Below are 18,886 nucleotides of genomic sequence, written 5' to 3'. Positions count from 1 at the left end.
TTATATGTTCGAAAAATAATGAAAACCGCCAGCAACGTCCCATAAAAAACTTTTGGTAAATCGTTATTATTTATAATTAAATATATATGTTTATTGTTAATTCGGAGTTAACATAAAAGGAAAAATATAAATACACTTGAAAGTAAAGTTATTAATTAATCATAAAGCTACTTTACATTCCAAACCGAATCATACAACAGCTAGAGCAACCATACCAATATAATTTCTTACCAACTTCTGGTAATGCATTACTATACTTCGATAATATTTTAGGAAATGCTTTTTCAACCAAATAACGATATTTATATAGGCTCCAATAATATTATCATTACCTTTTCATGAGGTTATTTAGTGTGCCTTTTTGACCAGAGATTGAAACGAGACAAAATAGTGCTCAACTCCCCAAATTTACTAAAAATATCTTGCCACAAACAACTATTAATCGGCACTATATATACCTCTAGCATTTCATGATATGCTCATTTATTGTAAATTTGACCTGTATTTGAAATTAAATTGTTTCGTTTTTCCTGATGGGTATGTGTTATTCTAGGCATAAAATGTTGTTATTGTTAGTTTCTGAGAAAATTATACTATAACAACATCTTTATGCCTTTGTATTGAAAGCTCAACAGCCCTAACAAAAATAATTAAAATTACTGTAATCAATAATACATTATAAAAAATGCACTATTTCACAATAATTGATTTACCCCTACCACGGATATCTGATACTGCTTCAGGTTTTTTATCTGTGATTTTTATCGCCTGAATATCACCGCTAAAATCTTGCTGCTCAAAGTGGTAGCCCATTTGCTTGAGTTTATCTTTTAAATCCTCTGGTACTTTGTTTTGAAAGCGTTCAATAAAAATAAGATTAGTTGGTAATAATTGATGATGATAACGAGGCGCATCCATTGCTGCTTTTAATGACATATGATTATCAAAAACATTAGTTACAACTTGAAAGATGGAGGTAAAAATTCTTGAACCACCTGGCGTACCAATAACCATTGCAACATCATTATTTTTAATAAAAATACTTGGTGTCATAGAAGATAAAGGACGCTTATTAGGCTCTATGGCATTAGCATCTTTGCTCACTACACCAAACTGATTAGCAACACCTGGCTTACTACTAAAATCATCCATCTCATTATTGAGTATAATACCTGTACCCTCAATCACAACCGCAGATCCAAACCAACCATTGAGAGTGTAAGTATTAGATGCTGCATTACCCCATTTATCTACAATAGAAAAATGCGTTGTCTGTAATTTTTCATGGTTGTTGTTCAGACCAGGTTTAACTTGTTCGGTAATAGAAATCGCTTTTGGGTTAACTTGTTTTGCTCTTTCTGCCAAATAATTAGCGTCAATCAGTTTAGCAACAGGGACCGAGATAAAATCAGGATCGCCCATATATTCTGCTCGATCAGCAAACACACGTTTTTCTATTTCTGCTAATAAGTGAATATATTGAGGTGAATTGACCTTAACATTCTTAAAATCATTCGCTAAATTTTGCTTCATTAATAATAGTTGAATTAAACCTACACCGCCTGAACTTGGTGGTGGTGCAGTTACAATTTGCATATCTTGCCACTTAGCAACTAATGGTTCTCGCCATTTAGCTTGGTAATTAGCTAAATCATTTTCAGTAATTAAACCTGCATTTTCTTGCATCTGTTTTGCAATTAATTTAGCCGTTTCACCTTTATAAAAACCGTCACTACCTTGATCGGCAATACGCATTAATACCTTGCCAAGCTCGGGCTGCTTAAATAGTTTTCCTTCTTGCATAGAACCAAAGTATTGCTTAAAGTGGCCATTAGCCGGCGCTAGTGATTCTACTTCATGATACCGTTTAACGAGTAGTTTATCTACGGTAAACCCTTCATTGGCAAATCGTATAGCTGGCGCCATAACTTCTTTCCAGGATAATTTACCAAAACGTTGATGCACAGCCCACATACCAGCAACCGTACCTGGTACGCCTGAGGCTTTGTAGGAATATAGACTTAAATTCGGGATCACATTTTTATGATCATCAAGGTACATATCTCGATCAGCCTTATTTGGGGCAATTTCTCTATAATCGATAAAATAAGGCTTGCCTTCCATCCAAAGCGTCATAAAACCGCCACCACCAATATTACCCGCTTCAGGATAGGTAACAGCCAGAGTAAATGCTGTAGCTACAGCAGCATCAGCGGCATTTCCCCCTTTTTCTAATATCTCTTGCGCAGCTAGCGCGCCATAATAATCTGGGGAGGCAACGGCTCCAGCCTCAAATTTTTGTTTTAAATTGTCTACAGCAAATACTGGGCTTATCACTAAAAAAATAACAAGGCTACAATACGTTATCAGCCTGCGTTTAAGATAGAACATGTTGTACCTCCTAATAAAATATGATTTATTCGCCCCACTTAACACAAAATCGCATAAAAAAATAGGAAAAATTATGCAATATTTGGTTAAGGGGAATTATCAATATAGCATAGAAAATAAAAATGTTGAGTAAATATTGATCATATAGAAATTTCTATACTTGACTTTGTGATGATTTTCTTATTAATTTCTAATCAAGCCTGCTTAGATAATTTTGATTTGCCTATTTTTTGTAAAAAAGATTCAGGAATCTATGCCGTTTCAATTATGGTGAGGATTCAATACATGATTAAAAGAAAATACTTTCTTATTCATCACTTTTAGAATTGGATTTCGTGTAATTAGCTCAAAACAATTAAAAAAGAGTGTAGCAAACTAAATGGCATACACCCTTTAATATAAACTAATTAAAACTAAGCTGTTTGAGCTTGATTTGCTGATTTACCTTGTTCATCTTTATAAAGTTTATTGTCATATAGTTTGACAAAAGGAATATAAATTAGCAGAGCTAAAATGGCCGACACGACCGCAATAACAGCAGCTTTATAATCACCACCCGTACCAATAAATGCACCTATGCCCATTGGTGATGGCCATGGAATTAATGCAATGATTGGATGGATAAAACCCGTATTAATTGCAAAATAACCTAATGTTCCACACGCCATCGGCGCTAAGAAAAATGGAAATGCCAAGTAAGGATTATATACAATCGGCATACCAAAAATAATAGGTTCGTTGATATTGAATATTGCAGGCACTGCTGAAGCTCGTCCCAAGATTTTTAGTTGGCTAGACTTAGCGCAAAAAGCAATAAAGAATGTCATTAATAAGGTAGAGCCCGAACCGCCTAAAATCACTAATGAATTATTAAATTCCCCAGCAAAAGGAATATGTTCACCACCAAGTGCATTTTCGTTCATATTAGCTAACATAATTGGGGTGATAAATGCGCCAATAATAGTAGCGCCATGGATCCCAACAACCCATAACGCATGGATTAAAAAGAGAATGACCATAACACCTAGCCAACTTTTGGTTAAATTGGTCACAAAAGCAAATGGCACAGCAATAATATTAAAAATATCAGTACCAAAATAGATAAAAACGCCATTAATAATGATCACAAAAAACGCAATAATAAACGTTGGAATCAGCGCAGTAAAAGACCGCGAAACACCTAGCGGTACAGTTTCTGGCATTTTCACAACCCAATTTCGCCTAACACATAAAAAATAAAGATGAGTTGCCAAAATTGCCATTACGATTGCAATAAATATACCCGATGTACCTAAGCGGAAGATAAAAGGTTTTAAACGTAGCCCATTAAAGACTAAATTACTTTCATCATTAAGTAATGTAATCACGCCTTTTTGCATAACTAATTCAGGCAAAGTCATGAAAAAAGCAAAAATAGATAACATAGCGCCGTTAAGAGGGTTAACTTTAAGACCAGTTTCTTCTTCTTCGATTTTAGTCAGTTCATAACCAACAACAAAGTTAAAATAAAGAGCTAAAATGCCGATAGTTGCTGTGTTGGCAATCATATAAAGATCGCTCACTCTAAAAAAAGTATTTTCAAAAAAGCCTTCTAACCCTGTAAATGTCATTGGTAAGGTATTGAATACTAAAAACATAGATCCCACAATTGAGAAAGGCACTGAAGCCATCCCCGCGGCCATTACTGCTCGAACAATTTTAAATTGCGATACTTTAGCCATTGGCGCCATTAAAAATTTCTGTAAAATTACAAATCCCGTATTCATTTTGTTATCCTCATCTAATTAATGACCTGTTGGTAAGCTTGAATTCTTTGGAAAGATTTATCCTTATTAAGCTCAATCTTTTTTATTTTTTTAAGCAGTAAAAAATTAATTAATAAACTTGCTGTTAACACTATCATTACGCTATTTAAGACATATTGAGTGTTTTTAAAAAACGGAAAGAATAGATAAAATAAGGATGTATTTACCGAAATCAGCAAAACAATACAAATTACCGATAGTGTAGAATAAAGCGCCTTTGCATACGGTAAACGATTATTATGAATTCGATAAAGTTTAATCTGCTCATACATCGTTAATATCGCTAGCACAAGGATCGATAGTGGCAAAAAGGCCACAATAGATAATGATCCACCTAAAAATACAAACCAATACAGATTGATAAATAAAAAAAATGCCGTGCTATAACGAATAGCTAAAAAGCGATTAAAATAGAGGTTGGTTAGGCTCGTTTTTTGGTGCATTTCTAATTTTTTAGTTGTCATATGATGGATTCCCCCCCTAATTTGACTGCTAAGCGGTGGTTTTGCTCATACAAATGAGCCATCTCAAGTGCAATTTCACGCATTGTCATTGTTGTCATTAAGTGATCTTGCGCATGTACCATAATAATTTCCATGGTGATTTTTGTACCGTTAGCATAATTTTGTAGTAACTCTGTTTGTGAGTAGTGAGCTTGTAAAATATCTTCATTCGCTTCGTCAAGAAGCTGGTTTGCGGTAATAAAATCGGCTTGTCTCATTGCCTTAAATGCATCATGAATTTTAGTTTTAGCATTACCGCTATATAAAATAATATTAAAAGCGATAAGTTGAATATCTTCTGAGCTCATTTCATCGTTCATTACTATGCTCCTTTTTCAATAAGTTGGATAAAAAGCCGTTTAAATTGGCCATAGTTATGCGTTTTCAACAGTTTTGATTGCATTGCTAAATCATCAATTAAATTAATAATGGCTTTAGTTATCATCGCTAAAGTTGAATTTTGATAAATAGAAGGGGAAATCATAAAAACAAAGCGAACCTGTGGGTAATTATCATCCCAAAATAATCCATCAGGGATCATCGCAACGCCAATTTTAGATAATTTCCCTACAGGAATTGCAGGGTGTGGCACCACTATCGCTTGGCTAAAAAAGATATCACCTAATAGCATACGATTTTGCATTTGCTTTATCATTTGTTGCTTATAATTGCTATCTTCATTTAACGCTAAAAGATCAAGTAAAGAATCTAAAATATGTTCTTTGCTTTGAGGTTGTCGGCATGGGTAGAAATAATCTGCAAATAAATCATCAATAATTTGCTCAATATCAATAAAATGATTGCAAGATTTTTGTGTTGCAAACATTGGAATTTGCATTCTACGCTCAGAGACAGGCATATTTCGTGACGCAAGATAACGGCGAATTTTTTGTACATCATCATCCGTTAAGAATACAGAAACATGAAAAACAGGCACTTTAAATACTTGCGCGGATAAATCAACGGACGAAATAATAAAATCGACCTTATTTAACGTTTCTGGTTCAATTTCATAATATCCTTGTGTCGCAACAATTTTGATTCGCTCATCAAACTCACATTCAACTCGATTTTTTAGTAGCTGGGCACTGCCAAGACCCGTTGCACAAATAATTAGCACTTTGGTTTTTTGTTCATTTTTTAATTTTTCAATCGAAGCTAAAAAGTGCAAAGTTAAGTAGCCCCACTCATCATCGTGAATCGTAAATTGATTAAGCTGGGGTAACTGGCTAAGGTAATTTTTAACTAATTCAAATAATTCTGGTGAATTGGCTTTAATTTCATCAAGTAATGGATTTTCTAATTTAATATTTTGTTGTAAACGAACGATCATCGGTTTTAAATGTTGAATAACGCCGTTTTTCAATTGTTCGTCATTTAAAAATAAATACCCTGTCTGCTGCTCAATTTCGATTAATATATTAGTCACAGATAAATATAATTCGCAATCCACATCATTATGAGTAACATTTGATTTACTCATCAAATGTAAAGTTAAATACATTTGTTCTTCTTTGGGAAAACAAAAACCAATTACTTTTTCGACTCTATTGATAATTTTCTTAGCAACTTGATATTCCAATGTATTTTTTGTCGATTGTGGCATATCAAGATTTTGAATAGAAAGCCCTGATTGTAAACGTTTAATGCTGAGTGATAGATGTAACACGATATTTTGCATCATAACATCAGATAATTTTATCTTTGCCTCACGACATTCATCTAAAATAATAATGGTTAAGGAGTCAAAGCTAATTACATCACTAAACTTGTTCAAATAAGTAAGGTGTTGTAAAAAATTAATTGATTCTTCATGAAAAAAATAACTTAAAATAAAATGCCTTTTAGCTTTTTCTTCGCCTTCAACATAAAATAAGGATCGGTTTTTTTTGACAGTAAGTCCATAAGGTTGAAGCTGGTGTTTGATTTCTAAAATATCTTTATTTAGTTGAGAAGAGCTAATAAATAATTGTTCTGATAACGCCTCTATATCAATTTTTTGGCTTTCTAATAATAATAGATTAAGAATATGGTGCTTTCTTTGACATGCTTCTCGGCAGTTTGCTTGCTCTTCGTTACGATCAAATAAATGATGTTCAATTAAAAATAGGTTGAAAGCCGTTCTATCTTTAATTTGTAATTGATAACCATAACCTTGTTTACTAACAATAGTTCCGCCATTGTTTTCAATCAACGGTTTTAAGTCCTTAAGGTAAGTACGAACAGTTCGATCTGATAATGATAATTCACTTGCCAGCAATGCGCTGCTTTTGAATAGATTTTTAGAGCGAACCATTAAACTAATTAGATCTCGTTGTTTGTTCTTAATCACAATCATCCGTACCTGTGACAGCTAAAAATAGGCTGTTAATCATAGAGTAGTTACTCTGATATGTTAGATAAGCACACATCAAGCAAGTTAATAAGGCGCTGCCATGTCTGGTAACCTAATGACAACGCCAAGCCATTTTTCTAAAACAAAGGCTTATTTTGGGCTATTTGATATTGTCTTCGGTTAACTTAGCCAATTGCTCAATACCCGACGGTATAGGGATATAGGCCTGAAAAGGAATACTTACTACAGGCTTACCCACTTCATCACCCAAATTTTTCAACTTATCAAACATCATCATCGTTTGTGGACTGATTAAAAATAATGAGAAATCACTATTTTTAATCATATTGCTTCCTTCGGTTGCCGATACTGCATCAACCGAAATAGCTTTATCTTTACTAGCAAAATATTCTGTTACTTTTTTAGCCATTAATGATGATGACATTCCTGCTGCACAAATAATTAATGCTTTTTTCATGGTTTTTCCTCAACGCAATTATGATCCCTTAATAAAACTTTTATAGAGCTTCTACTTTTATAGAGCATCTATAAGTTTCTATAAAACTTCACCGTTTGAAGCAATGACATTCTTAAACCAAGCAAATGAATCTTTTCGGCTACGTTTTAAGGTTCCATTACCTTTATTATCTTTATCCACATAAATAAACCCATACCGTTTTTCCATTTCACCAGTGCCCGCCGAAACCAAATCAATACATCCCCAAGGGGTGTAGCCCATTAAATCAACGCCATCTTCTTCAACAGTAATCTTCATTTGTTTGATATGTTCTTTCAAATATTCAATACGATAAGTATCATGAATGCTACCATCTGCCTCGACTTTATCATATGCACCAAACCCATTTTCAACAATAAACAGTGGTAATCGGTACATATCTGTTAACCAATTTAAGGTATAACGTAATCCTTCAGGATCAATTTGCCAGCCCCAATCAGATTTTTTAACGTATTGATTACCAATCAGATCCTTTTTTTCGTCATAGCTATAGCTGTTATCATTTTCCTTTTTCCTAATAGCATTGGACATGTAATAGCTAAAGCCAATATAGTCAACCGTGCCTTTAGTAAGTACTTCAAGATCCTGCGCTGTAATATCAAGCTCAAAACCATTGCGTTGCCAATATTTTTTAATATGATTTGGATACTCACCATGCACATGAACATCAGCAAAGAAGTATTTACGTTCCATCGCTTTTTGTGCCATCAAAATATCACCTGGTTTACAAGTTTCAGGGTAGATTGGTATTACCGCCAACATACATCCAATTTTAAAATCAGGGTTAATGGCATGACCGATTTGTACTGCTTTAGCACTAGCAACTAATTCATAATGGGCAGCTTGATACATAATCTGTTCGCGATTATCGCCTGCTTTATAGTAAATACCAGAATTAGTAAATGGTGCAAAATCTTCATTAAAATTAGCTTGATTATTAATTTCGTTAAAAGTCATCCAATATTTGACTTTATTTTTATAACGATCAAAACATACTTCAGCAAAGCGAACAAAAAAGTCGATCAATTGACGATTACGAAATCCGCCATATTCAGTGACAAGATAATAAGGCAACTCAAAATGAGAAAGGGTTACAACAGGCTCTATATTATGTTTCAGACATTCATCAAATAGATCATCATAAAATTTTAAGCCCTCTTCATTAGGAGCAAGCTCATCTCCGTTTGGAAAGATACGTGTCCAAGCTATCGAAGTTCGAAAACATTTAAATCCCATTTCGGCAAATAGCTTAATATCTTCTTTATAGTGATGATAAAAATCAATTGCATCGTGGTTAGGATAATATTCCCCTTCAATAATGCCTTCGGTGATCTTACGATAACTTTTAGGCGACCCCACCGTCATCACATCGGCAACACTAATACCTTTACCACCCGCTTGCCAAGCCCCTTCTAATTGGTGAGCAGCAACTGCACCTCCCCACAAAAAATCTTTTGGTAACCCGTTATTTTTCATAATCAAATACCTACATTTATTAATAATTCAAATTTAGTATAAGAAGAAAAAAATAGAATTACTAACCAACTTTTTCCGTATTGATCAGGAAAAAGATAAATACATTGTGAAAAATTTTACTTAATAACATTATTAAACAATAATTTTATGCGATTAGTTACACACATTTAGTGTGTAACTAGCTTAGTGCCCGATATCAAGAATATAGGCATGATGTGCCAGAGAGAAAAGCAAACTGGTCATGATAAAAATTAGTCAGAAAACCAATTGATTTTATTGAAGTTTTTATTTTAACAACAAATAACATTACTTCTTTTACTACAAACCTATCTTATGATGCAAGGCCCAATACATTAAATAAATACATTAAATGGGTAGTTTAATCCAGAAAAAACAATACAACCTTATAACGCATTTATATAGGTGGATGCGGCTAATATTTTGACTAGGATGAGATATTTTTTACAGGTGCATTTTGACACCAAATCCTTTTCTTACATAATTCACCCAATTCGGCATCTACTGTTATGACTTACTTTCTAAGCGCTGCCTGTCGCATTCTTGTTCCATAAGCTTGATAGTGATAATACCTCACCCACTTTAGCACTGAGCGCTTTGTTGTTTTTTCCAGATAAATTAGAATTGAGAATTAAATCGATCTCGTAGTATATCCATACTTTTCAGTAGCAAAAAGATAAAATCATGAAAATAAACACTAATTAGGATAGCCTATCCAAGCAATAATTTTGTGGAATTTAATGATTTATCGAAATGCGACAAACACAGCTACACTAACTTTTAGCATATAAGTAGCTTTTAAGTAAGTAATATATCATCACAAATTCTTTTCTGCTCAATCAATGAGAAAGGGTATATAGGTCAGTATATCGATAAAAATAGTAGATTTTCTCACTAATCGGGCAGAAAAAATTAAAGATGTTTAGTTTTATGGTTCAGCTTAAATTATTTAGCAACCCAGTTACCCTCTTCATCTTTATGATAGGTCTTTTCAACAGCAGCCCAAGCTACTTTGAAGGCAATCGTTTCTGGATCACTATGATCGCGCCTTTTGTGGGGATCTTGATATTCTTTTATTGCGCTATTAAATGCTTCTTTAAAAATATCTTGCGCATGCGTTGGCAAAACATGACGCACAGAAGCTGGCAAATCATCACGAGTTTGATATGGCATATAGATTTCCTCCATAAATTAATCTTTTATGGTTAAAAATTCCAAATAGCAATCGCAGGCATCATTTGCAAAACAACTTATAAGCGTCAAATTTATGACTTTTTAGAAAGAAACACAAGCATTATTAATAGCTAATAAACAGTATATTTTCTTTTCAGTTTTCCAAAATTAATATATAACACTAAAATAAACACATATTTTATTGGAAAAAAATAAAAAAAAATGTAAAGTGTCAAATTATTAAACTAATAATAACATTAAGGAAAAAAGATGCAGAAAAAATTCTTAACAATATTTATTGCTGGGCTTTTAATGATTGGTTGCAATGATCAATCAGAAAGTAAAACCGCTCAGTCGACCACAGTTTCCGAAGCAAAAACTTCAGAAAAAACTTCACAACAAATAGCAGCAAAAGCGAATAAAGGTAATCTGTGGTTAAGTGTTTTTAACACCAATTTTTCTTTAGCCGAGCAACAGTTAACAAACAGAGTTTCCTTGCCATCTACACTGATTAATCTTGATAAGGAAGTTGACAGATATTTAAAACAATTTCAAGACAAAAATGGTAACATCGATTACAATCGCATAAAAAATGATCCAACAAAACGTATAGATCTTTTTGTCGGTTCCAATCCTTCTCCTGAAGATCTTGATGATTATAAGCAATTGATTAATAAATTAATAGCAATCAAACCAGAACTTCCCGAGCTTGATAGTGCTGGCAAAGCCTTAGGTGATAAATTTGTTGAGTTAGGCTTAGCTTATGACAAAGCTGCTAAATATTATACAACGAATGAATATAAGTTAGATGAACTGGCTAAATTACCTGAACTATTCAACAATCTAGAAAATGCCTATAATCAATATATTGAAGCAGAAGATATTGCTTTTATCGCTTACGATAAATTATATAAAGAGATCCACGCATTTCAAAAAGCAGAAATTAAAAATCAAGGATTAATGCTTCACTACAATTGTATTGAATTCATAGATATATCTGAAGAAGTTGTAGCATTAATTAATCGAAATTTTGCTGAAAATAATGACTTTAAAAATCTTGATAAATCAATAATTGAACCAAAAATTGAACAACTAGAATCTATAGCCAATGAATTAATTGCCAATAAAGGCAAAACTGACTTGATCAAAAAACAAGCTTTGAACAATATTTATTATGATAGGTTTGCCGATACATTACCTCAATTGGTTAATCAAATGAAAGTTGTTTTAAAAGAGTTACAGACTGCCAAGATAGAAAATGAAGTCAAGTCTTTGAATGGTACACTTGACCATGTTATTGACCGCTATAATTCGGTAATCAATTAAAATTACGTTATAAACTAAGTTGGTGGTAATGCTGCACCACCAACTTTTAAGCGTTTGAGTGACTACAAGCGCTATTGATCAATATAATAGCCCAATATTAGCATCCTAAGTCGATTTGTTTACATCAACAACACAACGCCCCTTTATTTGCCCAGCTATCATTTTATTTGCTGCCTCAACACATTCAGTTAATGAAATTGTATTGCTAATATGCGATAGCAGTTTTTCATCTAGGTAATATGCCAATAAATTCCACGCAGCAATACGCTTATCATAACTCGCCATCACACTATCTATACTAGTTAATGTAACACCGCGTAAAATAAACGGTGCAACCGTTGTTGATAAATCTATACCTTGAGCAAGTCCACAACAAGTTACAATACCACCATATTGGGTTTGCGCACAAATATTGGCTAAAGTATGTGACCCAACAACATCCACAGCAGCTGACCATTGCTCTTTTTGTAATGGCTTACCTATTTCTTTTAATGTTTGGCTATCAATGATATTAACTGCGCCAAGTTGACGTAAATAATACTCTTCATCAATTTTACTAGTCGATGCGGTAACTTGATACCCAAGTTTGGCCAGTAACGCAACGGCAATTGAGCCAACACCACCTGTTGCACCTGTCACTAAAATCAGACCATCTTGTGGTTGTATACCAAAATCAATAATTCGTTGAACACAAAGTGCAGCAGTATAACCCGCTGTGCCAATAGCCATTGCCTGATGAGCGGTAAACTGATTGGGCAAAGGTATTAACCATTCAGACTTTAAATAAGCATATTGTGCCAAGCACCCCCAGTGAGTTTCACCGCACCCCCAACCATTTAAAATAACGAAATCACCAGACTAATAACGGCCACTTTGACACTCAAAAACCCTACCATCAATGCCCGGCACCATTGGCCATTGTCTAACAATAAGGCTTGTATTGGTCAATGCTAATGCATCTTTATAATTGATACTCGAATATTCAATTTGAACTAAAGTATCGCCTTGTTGTTGGCATAATTGCTATTTAGTGATAGTTTTTAGCGAATTTGAAAATCCATTAACCTCATCTTTTTCTAAAACAATAGCATTGAAAGGCATATATATTCCTTATTTTGTATTATGCGAATATAAATAATTTAATATTAACTCATAATAAATAGTCATATCACTAAAAGCAATAATTTGCCTTTTGATTAAAGAACTCAATTAACAAAAAAGCCTAATATCGATCAGGCTTAATTATCAATAGTCACTAAATTATAAATAAGTTATGAAAAAGAAGACATTTCCTTTCTTTTATCGCGTTTTAGTTTTGCCGAGACGGCACCAATAAAGACCACATCACTTGACGAGTTAAGTGCTGTTTCAACAGAATCTTGAACGACGCCAATCATAACACCAATAGCAACAACTTTCGCTGAAATATCATTCGGTATGCCAAACATACTACAAGCCACAGGAATAAGCAGTAAAGAGCCGCCCGCAACCCCTGATGCACCACAGGCACACACGCTAGAAACAATACAAAGTAATACAGCAGAAAATATATCAATATGTATATCCATTGAATATACCGTTGCTAATGTTAGCACTGTGATAGTAATGGCTGCGCCAGACATATTAATGGCAGCACCTAATGGCACAGCAACGGAATACGTATCCTCATCCATGTCTAATTTTCTACAAATTTCAATATTCACTGGAATATTTGCAGCAGAACTGCGAGTAAAAAAAGCAGGAATAGCACTATCTTTTAGTGATGTTAAAATCAATGGATATGGATTTTTTCGCATGACCAAAAATGCTAAAAGTGGATTAATAATCAGAGCTACGATGAACATACACGAAACTAACACTACCAATAAATGCGCATATTTTTTGAGTTCATCAAAACCAGTTTCAGCCAATGTAGAAGATACCAGGCCAAACACACCAATTGGCGCAAAGCGAATAATAATTTTAACGATAAACGAAATGGCTAAAGATAGATCGTGCATCATCGTTTTGGTTGTTTCACTCGAATGCCTTAACGCAATCCCAATACCTACACCCCAAACAATCAACCCAATATAATTAGCATCAACAAGTGCATTGACAGGATTGTCGACCATCTTATTCAATAACGTTGCTAATACCTCAATAATACTCCCTGGTGGCTCTACTTTGATTTGATCAATATCTGCCCCCAATGAAATTTTAGAAGGGAAAATAAAGCTAGCTACCGCTGCCAGTAATGCTGCCATCATCATACCTGCAAAATAAAGTATAAGTAATGTGCCCATGTTGGCGCGTTTACCATGTTGATGATTAGATATTGAAGCAATAACTAAAATAAGTACCAAGATAGGAGCAACTGATTTGAGCGCGTTAATAAAAAGAACACCAATAAAGGACATATTTAATGCAACGTCTTTATAAAAATAGGCTAATGCAATACCTAAGGCTAAGCCTAAAATAATTTGTGGTATTAGCCCAATTTTAAAATAAAAACGAATCAAAGGATTAGTTGAGTGTGTCACAGTATTTTCTCGTTATATAAAACAGTCCTAAAACCTTAACATAATTTGACAACATTTTTATAGAGAACAGTTATCATCATAATGTTTTTTTATATAACAATTTGAATAATTACTAAATTTAATTATTTACAAATTAAACATGCTTTACATTACCAAATATATTTTTAATAAATAACTACATTACTTAATAAACTCAAGCAATTGTCTTGCTTTATTTACTGCCGTTGATTTTACTTTTGCATGGGCTATGTCGGCTAATCCTTGCCAATGGGAATCAGATTCAGAGAGATAACCACGCTTTGTTGCTTCTTGTAAATAAGGCACATAAATGAATGACATATCTAAAATTCGATTGATCCAAGCAGGTATTTTTTCACCTCGTTTTGCTATTTTTCCTACAAACTTAATGCACTCAATTAATACAGGGTAAAATACTGATAATAAATTAGGCTTTTTTTCCAGTAATCGGATTAATTTAGCTGGGCTAAAATCGGGATAGTCAAGGAATAAGATAATTGCTTTACGCATGATATCAGCGTCAATGACGCCTTGTTCAACATTTTGTTCAAAAATTGAATTTGTGTGATAGGTATCACTATCTTGCGCTAATAATCCAATAATCACCATTACCAATGCGTTAGAAAAAATTAAGTTATTGGCATTTTTACCATTTTCCAACCAATATCGGCTCTTTTCAACAACCAAACATTGGCTCGCTTCACTCCAGTGTAACCAAACGCTTTCTGTTTGAGAATCAATGCAAAATTCTGAATGATTCAATGGCGCGGGATAAGCTTCGCATTGCCATTCGTTTTCTAAATCATAATACCAATCACCTTTAACAATCTGGAAAACTTGATTTGCTACATTAGGAAGTTTCAAAGTAAATAATAACGATTTAGACAAACGTTTAGAAAATTGAGAAGATGGGTTAATGACAGGTTTACTCACAGAAATAGAAACATTATCTTCAGGTACAACGCTAATTTTTTCCGTCTTTACCCATACTTGATCAAAATCATCAGGCGCCAGCATAGACACTTCTTGTTTTAAAGGCGCTGGTGCTATATTAGGGAGCTTGTCAACTATCGCTTGGGCTTTCTTTATTGCATTAGCACTACCTTTTTTACTGGCTAACATCCTGATGCCTAATAATTGTAATTGGCTTGCATCAGCTATACCCTGATCAACAGCATATTGAACTTCAGGTAAAAATTCAGCGATGGCATCGACCGTTTCAACAGTGCCTGATAACATTCTTAGCGCATTGCATGAAGCAATAATTAATTGATCGAAAATGGGCCAAACTACCGAAAGCATCCCTTGTTTTCCAATATCAGCTAATACAGCAACTAAACTTGCTATACGGGAAGGGGGCGAGCCTAAACGCTCCAATAGCAAAACATCGGCCACTCCAGGTATAAGCAATCCTCGTTGCCATGCTTGATTCACGGCTTGTGCTATATTACCAAGCACATGAGAGGAATGAGATCGCTGTGCTGCTAAAAGTGTAATTGCTGAACGAGGGGGAAAAGGAGAGCGTTTTTTAACAAGTTGCTCAAACACAAAACCTTGATGATATGATTTGGCCCAATCAATATCGGAAGGTATAGCACTATCGCCCCATAAAGGAAAAATAGAAAAAAGCTCAGCAGTATACCAACTATTGCCTATTCGTTCTGGAAAATCACTTAATGATTGAGGAAGAAACGATACATCATTAATATTAGCATTTAACGCTAATTTTGGTTCAATCACGGGATCATTAAGATACTGTAAGACCAAAGCCTCGGCATTTTGCGACATTCTTTGCCCTGACGGCAAAGTGACAGTAATTTTTAGTTTACTAAGTTTTTCTTTCGTTGATGATGATTGTGTCGATACATCAAGACGAGTCAATGCTAAAAATAGATCCGCTTCTAATACATCAATATTTAATTTCTGATAAGTTTCTAATCGCTGACAAAGATCATCCACGGTTATTGACAAATCACTCATACTCGGTGTTGACAGTAAACAAGGGATTTTTCCTAAGTTTTTACAGACAATATAATCGCGCGCAGTTAATAAACAAGTAAAATTATCGTGATACGGGATCTCTTTGCCTTTGCGCCAATAAAATATAAAACCGAGTAACTCATCAGCTCGCAATTTTACGCCGACTAAACTCGCTTTTGCGGCTTGAGGATCGTTATAAGCGATCGTATTGGCGACAGCTAAAAACCGTTCCATCACACAATCATGGGCAGATACGTCCCTTTTTACCAATTCAGAGGCTAGCTCTGTTAATATATCGGGTGAAATAGGCGCTAACTCGAAAGGTGGTAATTGCCAAAGCGATGGCGTTGGATGCCAAAGTTGCTTTAATGCCACTGGGCTAGCTTGCGTAAAATCACCATCAAGCTGCCACTGTGTAATTATTTTTCTGGTTAAAGCAACAATCGAGTCATCGGTTTGGCTAAGTAATAAAGTAAATAAAGGCATAAACCGATCAACATTTTGGGGTATATTACGGTTGAGTGCTGTTTTTAACACCAATTTTTGCGTCGATTTTATTTTAGACGATAAACTGGCCGTCATCACTTCAACTAGTAATTCATCATCAACAAACGGAATTAAAACAGGTGCTAATCGATTAATCATCGCAGCCTCCCCCGTTGTTAGCAATGGAATTAAAGCAGATGCCCGTTGGCAAAATTCAGCATCAGTAATACCTAAACCATCAAGTGTATAAAGCCATGCTTTACGATCTACAGGGCGAGAGGCGATATCTAGGGCTAAGAAAAGAAGTTCTTTTGCTTGCTCATACTCAAGCCAACCTAATTCTACCCCTAAACTAAATAACTGAGTAAAAGATTGTGTTGCTGGTATATTTAACGCTATAGCAATATGAATGTGTTCAAAAAATCGGCGCTGACATTGCGCTAAATTTGGCGGGGTTTTATCGTAAAAATGCTTTACAATATCGTCACCCCGCATAGCAACGGCTGCGTACAAAGTCCAATTACTTATATAATTGGGATTTTCTGGAATCGCTAAATTTAATTGATCGACTAACTGAGCAACAAGATCTGTTGGTGCTGATGCTGATTGTACAAATTTCTGCGCATAATTCTCACCGCGCGCCATAATAACGGGCAATAACAAAGAGGAATGGGCATAACGCACAAGCTTTAGTGCTCGGCTGGCTGATACCCCAATCCTAATAGCATACAACACTAAATATGCTTTATTACACTTAACATAGTCTTGTAGCTCGAAAGAGTCTCCCCTACGAACATACCCATCCCATTCGCCACTTTTTAATCCAGAAAGGGCAATTTTTTGCTGTTCCTTACTGCCTAACGGCTGTTGCAAAATATTATCTGGTGTAACATTATTCCAGTTTAATGAAGTAAAAATAGCTTCTGCTTTTTCTAAGTTAGCATTCATAAATATTTTCCTTAATTTGAACCGCTAAAATATGTTTGCAAGGTCCTTTTTTAAGCTGATGATTTAAATACCATGAGCAATTACATTGCGATACCATTTCATTATTCTGTCTAACTAAACGGACTTGATAATCTTCATCATTAGAATGAACAATCCAAGTGGTTTCATCAATCTGATCAATAAATTCAACTAGCTTATAGGCCGATTTTAAACGTGGGTTATCTTTTATGACTCGATTAGGATCTTCAGGCAATTGGCGATGAAAATAGTTTTTTTGATAGGCATCAAAACCAAGTTTGCCTGAAACAGCAAGGTAAGCCAACGCACTATCGATATTCCGAGCATCTAAATGAGTTTTTGAAGATAATTGCGCTGGATCAATCTGCGAATCAAATTGCAAAATAGATTGAACAAGTTGAACATTTTGTAATTGCTGTTTTGGCACAAGCGATTCAAGTAATGCTCCTTCACCTGAATACCCCTGCCATGGCTGAGCAGTTAAGCTTAAGGTAAGCCTTGCACCATCAAGAGCGACTTCAACCATGCATGGCCCTTGTTCTCCGCTTTCCAATCGATAAAACGTTAAGCTTTTTATGTTGGTCATTAACCGCTTCAGTGCACTTAATCTATGTAAGCCAGAAATATAGACACTATTAATATCACCTTGAGACGCCAATTTAACGCCCGTATTAGATGGAACGACCCAACTTGCTTGTTGTTTGCTTGTTACTGCTGGTAATCTTGCAATAAAAGTTTGCGCATGAATTCCCGCTACAGTAAAAACAGCCGCCATTTTAGTATGAATTTCAGTAAGATTGCCAAGTGCTCGAATCCACCTATCGGGCATTTCAACTGGGCGCTCAACAACAGTTTTTATACTGATCACATCGTGATCTTGTTGTTGGATATGGCGCGTTGCTAAGCCTTGCTCACCAATATTGAGGTGAAGTTTATCCTTACTATTAACCTGATTAAGTGCTTGCCTTAAACCAAGGCCAATATCGACATTGGTTGTACCGCGTAATATTTGCCCATCGAAGCCTTGTTGTAATAAATCCAAACGAGCATAAACACTATTACAGGCAGAAAAAACCTCAGCTCTTAATTGATCCCCCTGAGCAGATAAAATAGGATCTCGCAAAGCCACTGGTACGGGTTTAAAATATCGGGTCGCAGTAATATCTGCTAATACAAGTAAACATCTAGCAAGAATTTGTGGATAAAGTGCGTAACCAGTAAAAAATTGAGGGTTATCAATAATCCCATTAGGTGTTAAGGCTGATGATAATGCTAAAGCTAAAGCCCCATTTGTTAACGTTGATTGCTGAGAAAACTTCAATATAAATCATCCTACATATGAACATAGACAAACTATCTGACGCAACGAG

General features: G+C 34.7%; 13 protein-coding genes. 1 reads left to right on the top strand and 12 read right to left on the bottom strand.

The window, feature by feature from the left end; all coding sequences use genetic code 11:
* Positions 1–690: 690 nt before the first annotated feature.
* The 8 genes from ggt to A9G45_RS12340 form a co-directional block, all read right to left on the bottom strand.
* Positions 691–2,391 carry a gamma-glutamyltransferase gene (gene ggt / locus A9G45_RS12375; RefSeq protein ID WP_065566918.1) on the bottom strand — a complete coding sequence of 567 codons (1,701 nt, stop codon included), beginning with the start codon at positions 2,389–2,391 and terminating at the stop codon, positions 691–693.
* A 413-nt stretch (positions 2,392–2,804) separates the two neighbouring features.
* The gene (celB, locus tag A9G45_RS12370) at positions 2,805–4,157 is read right to left on the bottom strand and encodes a PTS cellobiose transporter subunit IIC (RefSeq protein ID WP_065566917.1); all 1,353 of its coding nucleotides are present in this window, start codon (positions 4,155–4,157) and stop codon (positions 2,805–2,807) included.
* A gap of 14 nt (positions 4,158–4,171) precedes the next feature.
* Positions 4,172–4,660: a hypothetical protein gene (locus A9G45_RS12365; RefSeq protein WP_065566916.1), complete on the bottom strand. Its 489-nt coding sequence runs from the start codon at positions 4,658–4,660 to the stop codon at positions 4,172–4,174.
* Positions 4,657–5,019 (bottom strand): PTS cellobiose transporter subunit IIA, encoded by a 363-nt coding sequence (locus tag A9G45_RS12360; protein WP_065566915.1) that lies wholly within the window; start codon positions 5,017–5,019, stop codon positions 4,657–4,659. The genes A9G45_RS12365 and A9G45_RS12360 overlap by 4 nt, the downstream gene beginning before the upstream one ends.
* Positions 5,020–5,021: 2 nt before the next feature.
* Positions 5,022–7,037 (bottom strand): BglG family transcription antiterminator, encoded by a 2,016-nt coding sequence (locus A9G45_RS12355; protein WP_218057129.1) that lies wholly within the window; start codon positions 7,035–7,037, stop codon positions 5,022–5,024.
* 157 nt (positions 7,038–7,194) lie between these two features.
* Positions 7,195–7,512: a PTS cellobiose transporter subunit IIB gene (locus A9G45_RS12350; protein WP_065566914.1), complete on the bottom strand. Its 318-nt coding sequence runs from the start codon at positions 7,510–7,512 to the stop codon at positions 7,195–7,197.
* Positions 7,513–7,590: 78 nt separating this feature from the next.
* Entirely contained in the window at positions 7,591–9,027 is a 1,437-nt protein-coding gene (locus A9G45_RS12345) for a 6-phospho-beta-glucosidase (RefSeq protein ID WP_065566913.1), read from the bottom strand.
* Between the two features lie 963 nt (positions 9,028–9,990).
* Positions 9,991–10,218 (bottom strand): ChaB family protein, encoded by a 228-nt coding sequence (locus tag A9G45_RS12340; RefSeq protein WP_065566912.1) that lies wholly within the window; start codon positions 10,216–10,218, stop codon positions 9,991–9,993.
* Positions 10,219–10,488: 270 nt separating this feature from the next.
* Between A9G45_RS12340 and A9G45_RS12335 the strand changes: the two genes are divergently transcribed.
* Positions 10,489–11,544 carry a DUF3829 domain-containing protein gene (locus tag A9G45_RS12335; protein ID WP_065566215.1) on the top strand — a complete coding sequence of 352 codons (1,056 nt, stop codon included), beginning with the start codon at positions 10,489–10,491 and terminating at the stop codon, positions 11,542–11,544.
* Positions 11,545–11,649: 105 nt separating this feature from the next.
* Here the strand turns inward: A9G45_RS12335 and A9G45_RS12330 are convergent, their stop codons facing one another.
* From A9G45_RS12330 to A9G45_RS12315, 4 genes are all read right to left on the bottom strand, one after another.
* Positions 11,650–12,387 carry an acrylyl-CoA reductase family protein gene (locus tag A9G45_RS12330; RefSeq protein WP_218057130.1) on the bottom strand — a complete coding sequence of 246 codons (738 nt, stop codon included), beginning with the start codon at positions 12,385–12,387 and terminating at the stop codon, positions 11,650–11,652.
* A gap of 428 nt (positions 12,388–12,815) precedes the next feature.
* A complete protein-coding gene (gene sstT, locus A9G45_RS12325) occupies positions 12,816–14,066 on the bottom strand; it encodes a serine/threonine transporter SstT (protein WP_065566216.1) in 1,251 nt (416 codons plus the stop codon).
* 180 nt (positions 14,067–14,246) lie between these two features.
* Positions 14,247–17,498 (bottom strand): hypothetical protein, encoded by a 3,252-nt coding sequence (locus A9G45_RS12320; RefSeq protein ID WP_065566217.1) that lies wholly within the window; start codon positions 17,496–17,498, stop codon positions 14,247–14,249.
* Complete coding sequence (locus A9G45_RS12315) at positions 17,488–18,837, bottom strand: SWIM zinc finger family protein (protein ID WP_218057128.1); 1,350 nt, start codon at positions 18,835–18,837, stop codon at positions 17,488–17,490. The genes A9G45_RS12320 and A9G45_RS12315 overlap by 11 nt, the downstream gene beginning before the upstream one ends.
* Positions 18,838–18,886: the final 49 nt, after the last annotated feature.

It is taken from the genome of Gilliamella sp. HK2 (assembly GCF_001690265.1).
In the GTDB taxonomy this organism is placed as follows: Bacteria; Pseudomonadota; Gammaproteobacteria; order Enterobacterales; family Orbaceae; genus Gilliamella; species Gilliamella apicola_C.
This window is presented reverse-complemented; position numbering and strand designations above follow the sequence as displayed.

What these genes read in the sequence shown, in the direction of transcription:
- ggt (WP_065566918.1), bottom strand. Translation starts at nt 2,391, where the DNA reads ATGTTCTATCTTAAACGCAGGCTGATAACGTATTGTAGCCTTGTTATT.
- A9G45_RS12360 (WP_065566915.1), bottom strand. Translation starts at nt 5,019, where the DNA reads ATGAACGATGAAATGAGCTCAGAAGATATTCAACTTATCGCTTTTAAT.
- celB (WP_065566917.1), bottom strand. Translation starts at nt 4,157, where the DNA reads ATGAATACGGGATTTGTAATTTTACAGAAATTTTTAATGGCGCCAATG.
- A9G45_RS12345 (WP_065566913.1), bottom strand. Translation starts at nt 9,027, where the DNA reads ATGAAAAATAACGGGTTACCAAAAGATTTTTTGTGGGGAGGTGCAGTT.
- A9G45_RS12365 (WP_065566916.1), bottom strand. Translation starts at nt 4,660, where the DNA reads ATGACAACTAAAAAATTAGAAATGCACCAAAAAACGAGCCTAACCAAC.
- A9G45_RS12320 (WP_065566217.1), bottom strand. Translation starts at nt 17,498, where the DNA reads ATGAATGCTAACTTAGAAAAAGCAGAAGCTATTTTTACTTCATTAAAC.
- A9G45_RS12350 (WP_065566914.1), bottom strand. Translation starts at nt 7,512, where the DNA reads ATGAAAAAAGCATTAATTATTTGTGCAGCAGGAATGTCATCATCATTA.
- A9G45_RS12340 (WP_065566912.1), bottom strand. Translation starts at nt 10,218, where the DNA reads ATGCCATATCAAACTCGTGATGATTTGCCAGCTTCTGTGCGTCATGTT.
- A9G45_RS12355 (WP_218057129.1), bottom strand. Translation starts at nt 7,037, where the DNA reads ATGATTGTGATTAAGAACAAACAACGAGATCTAATTAGTTTAATGGTT.
- A9G45_RS12335 (WP_065566215.1), top strand. Translation starts at nt 10,489, where the DNA reads ATGCAGAAAAAATTCTTAACAATATTTATTGCTGGGCTTTTAATGATT.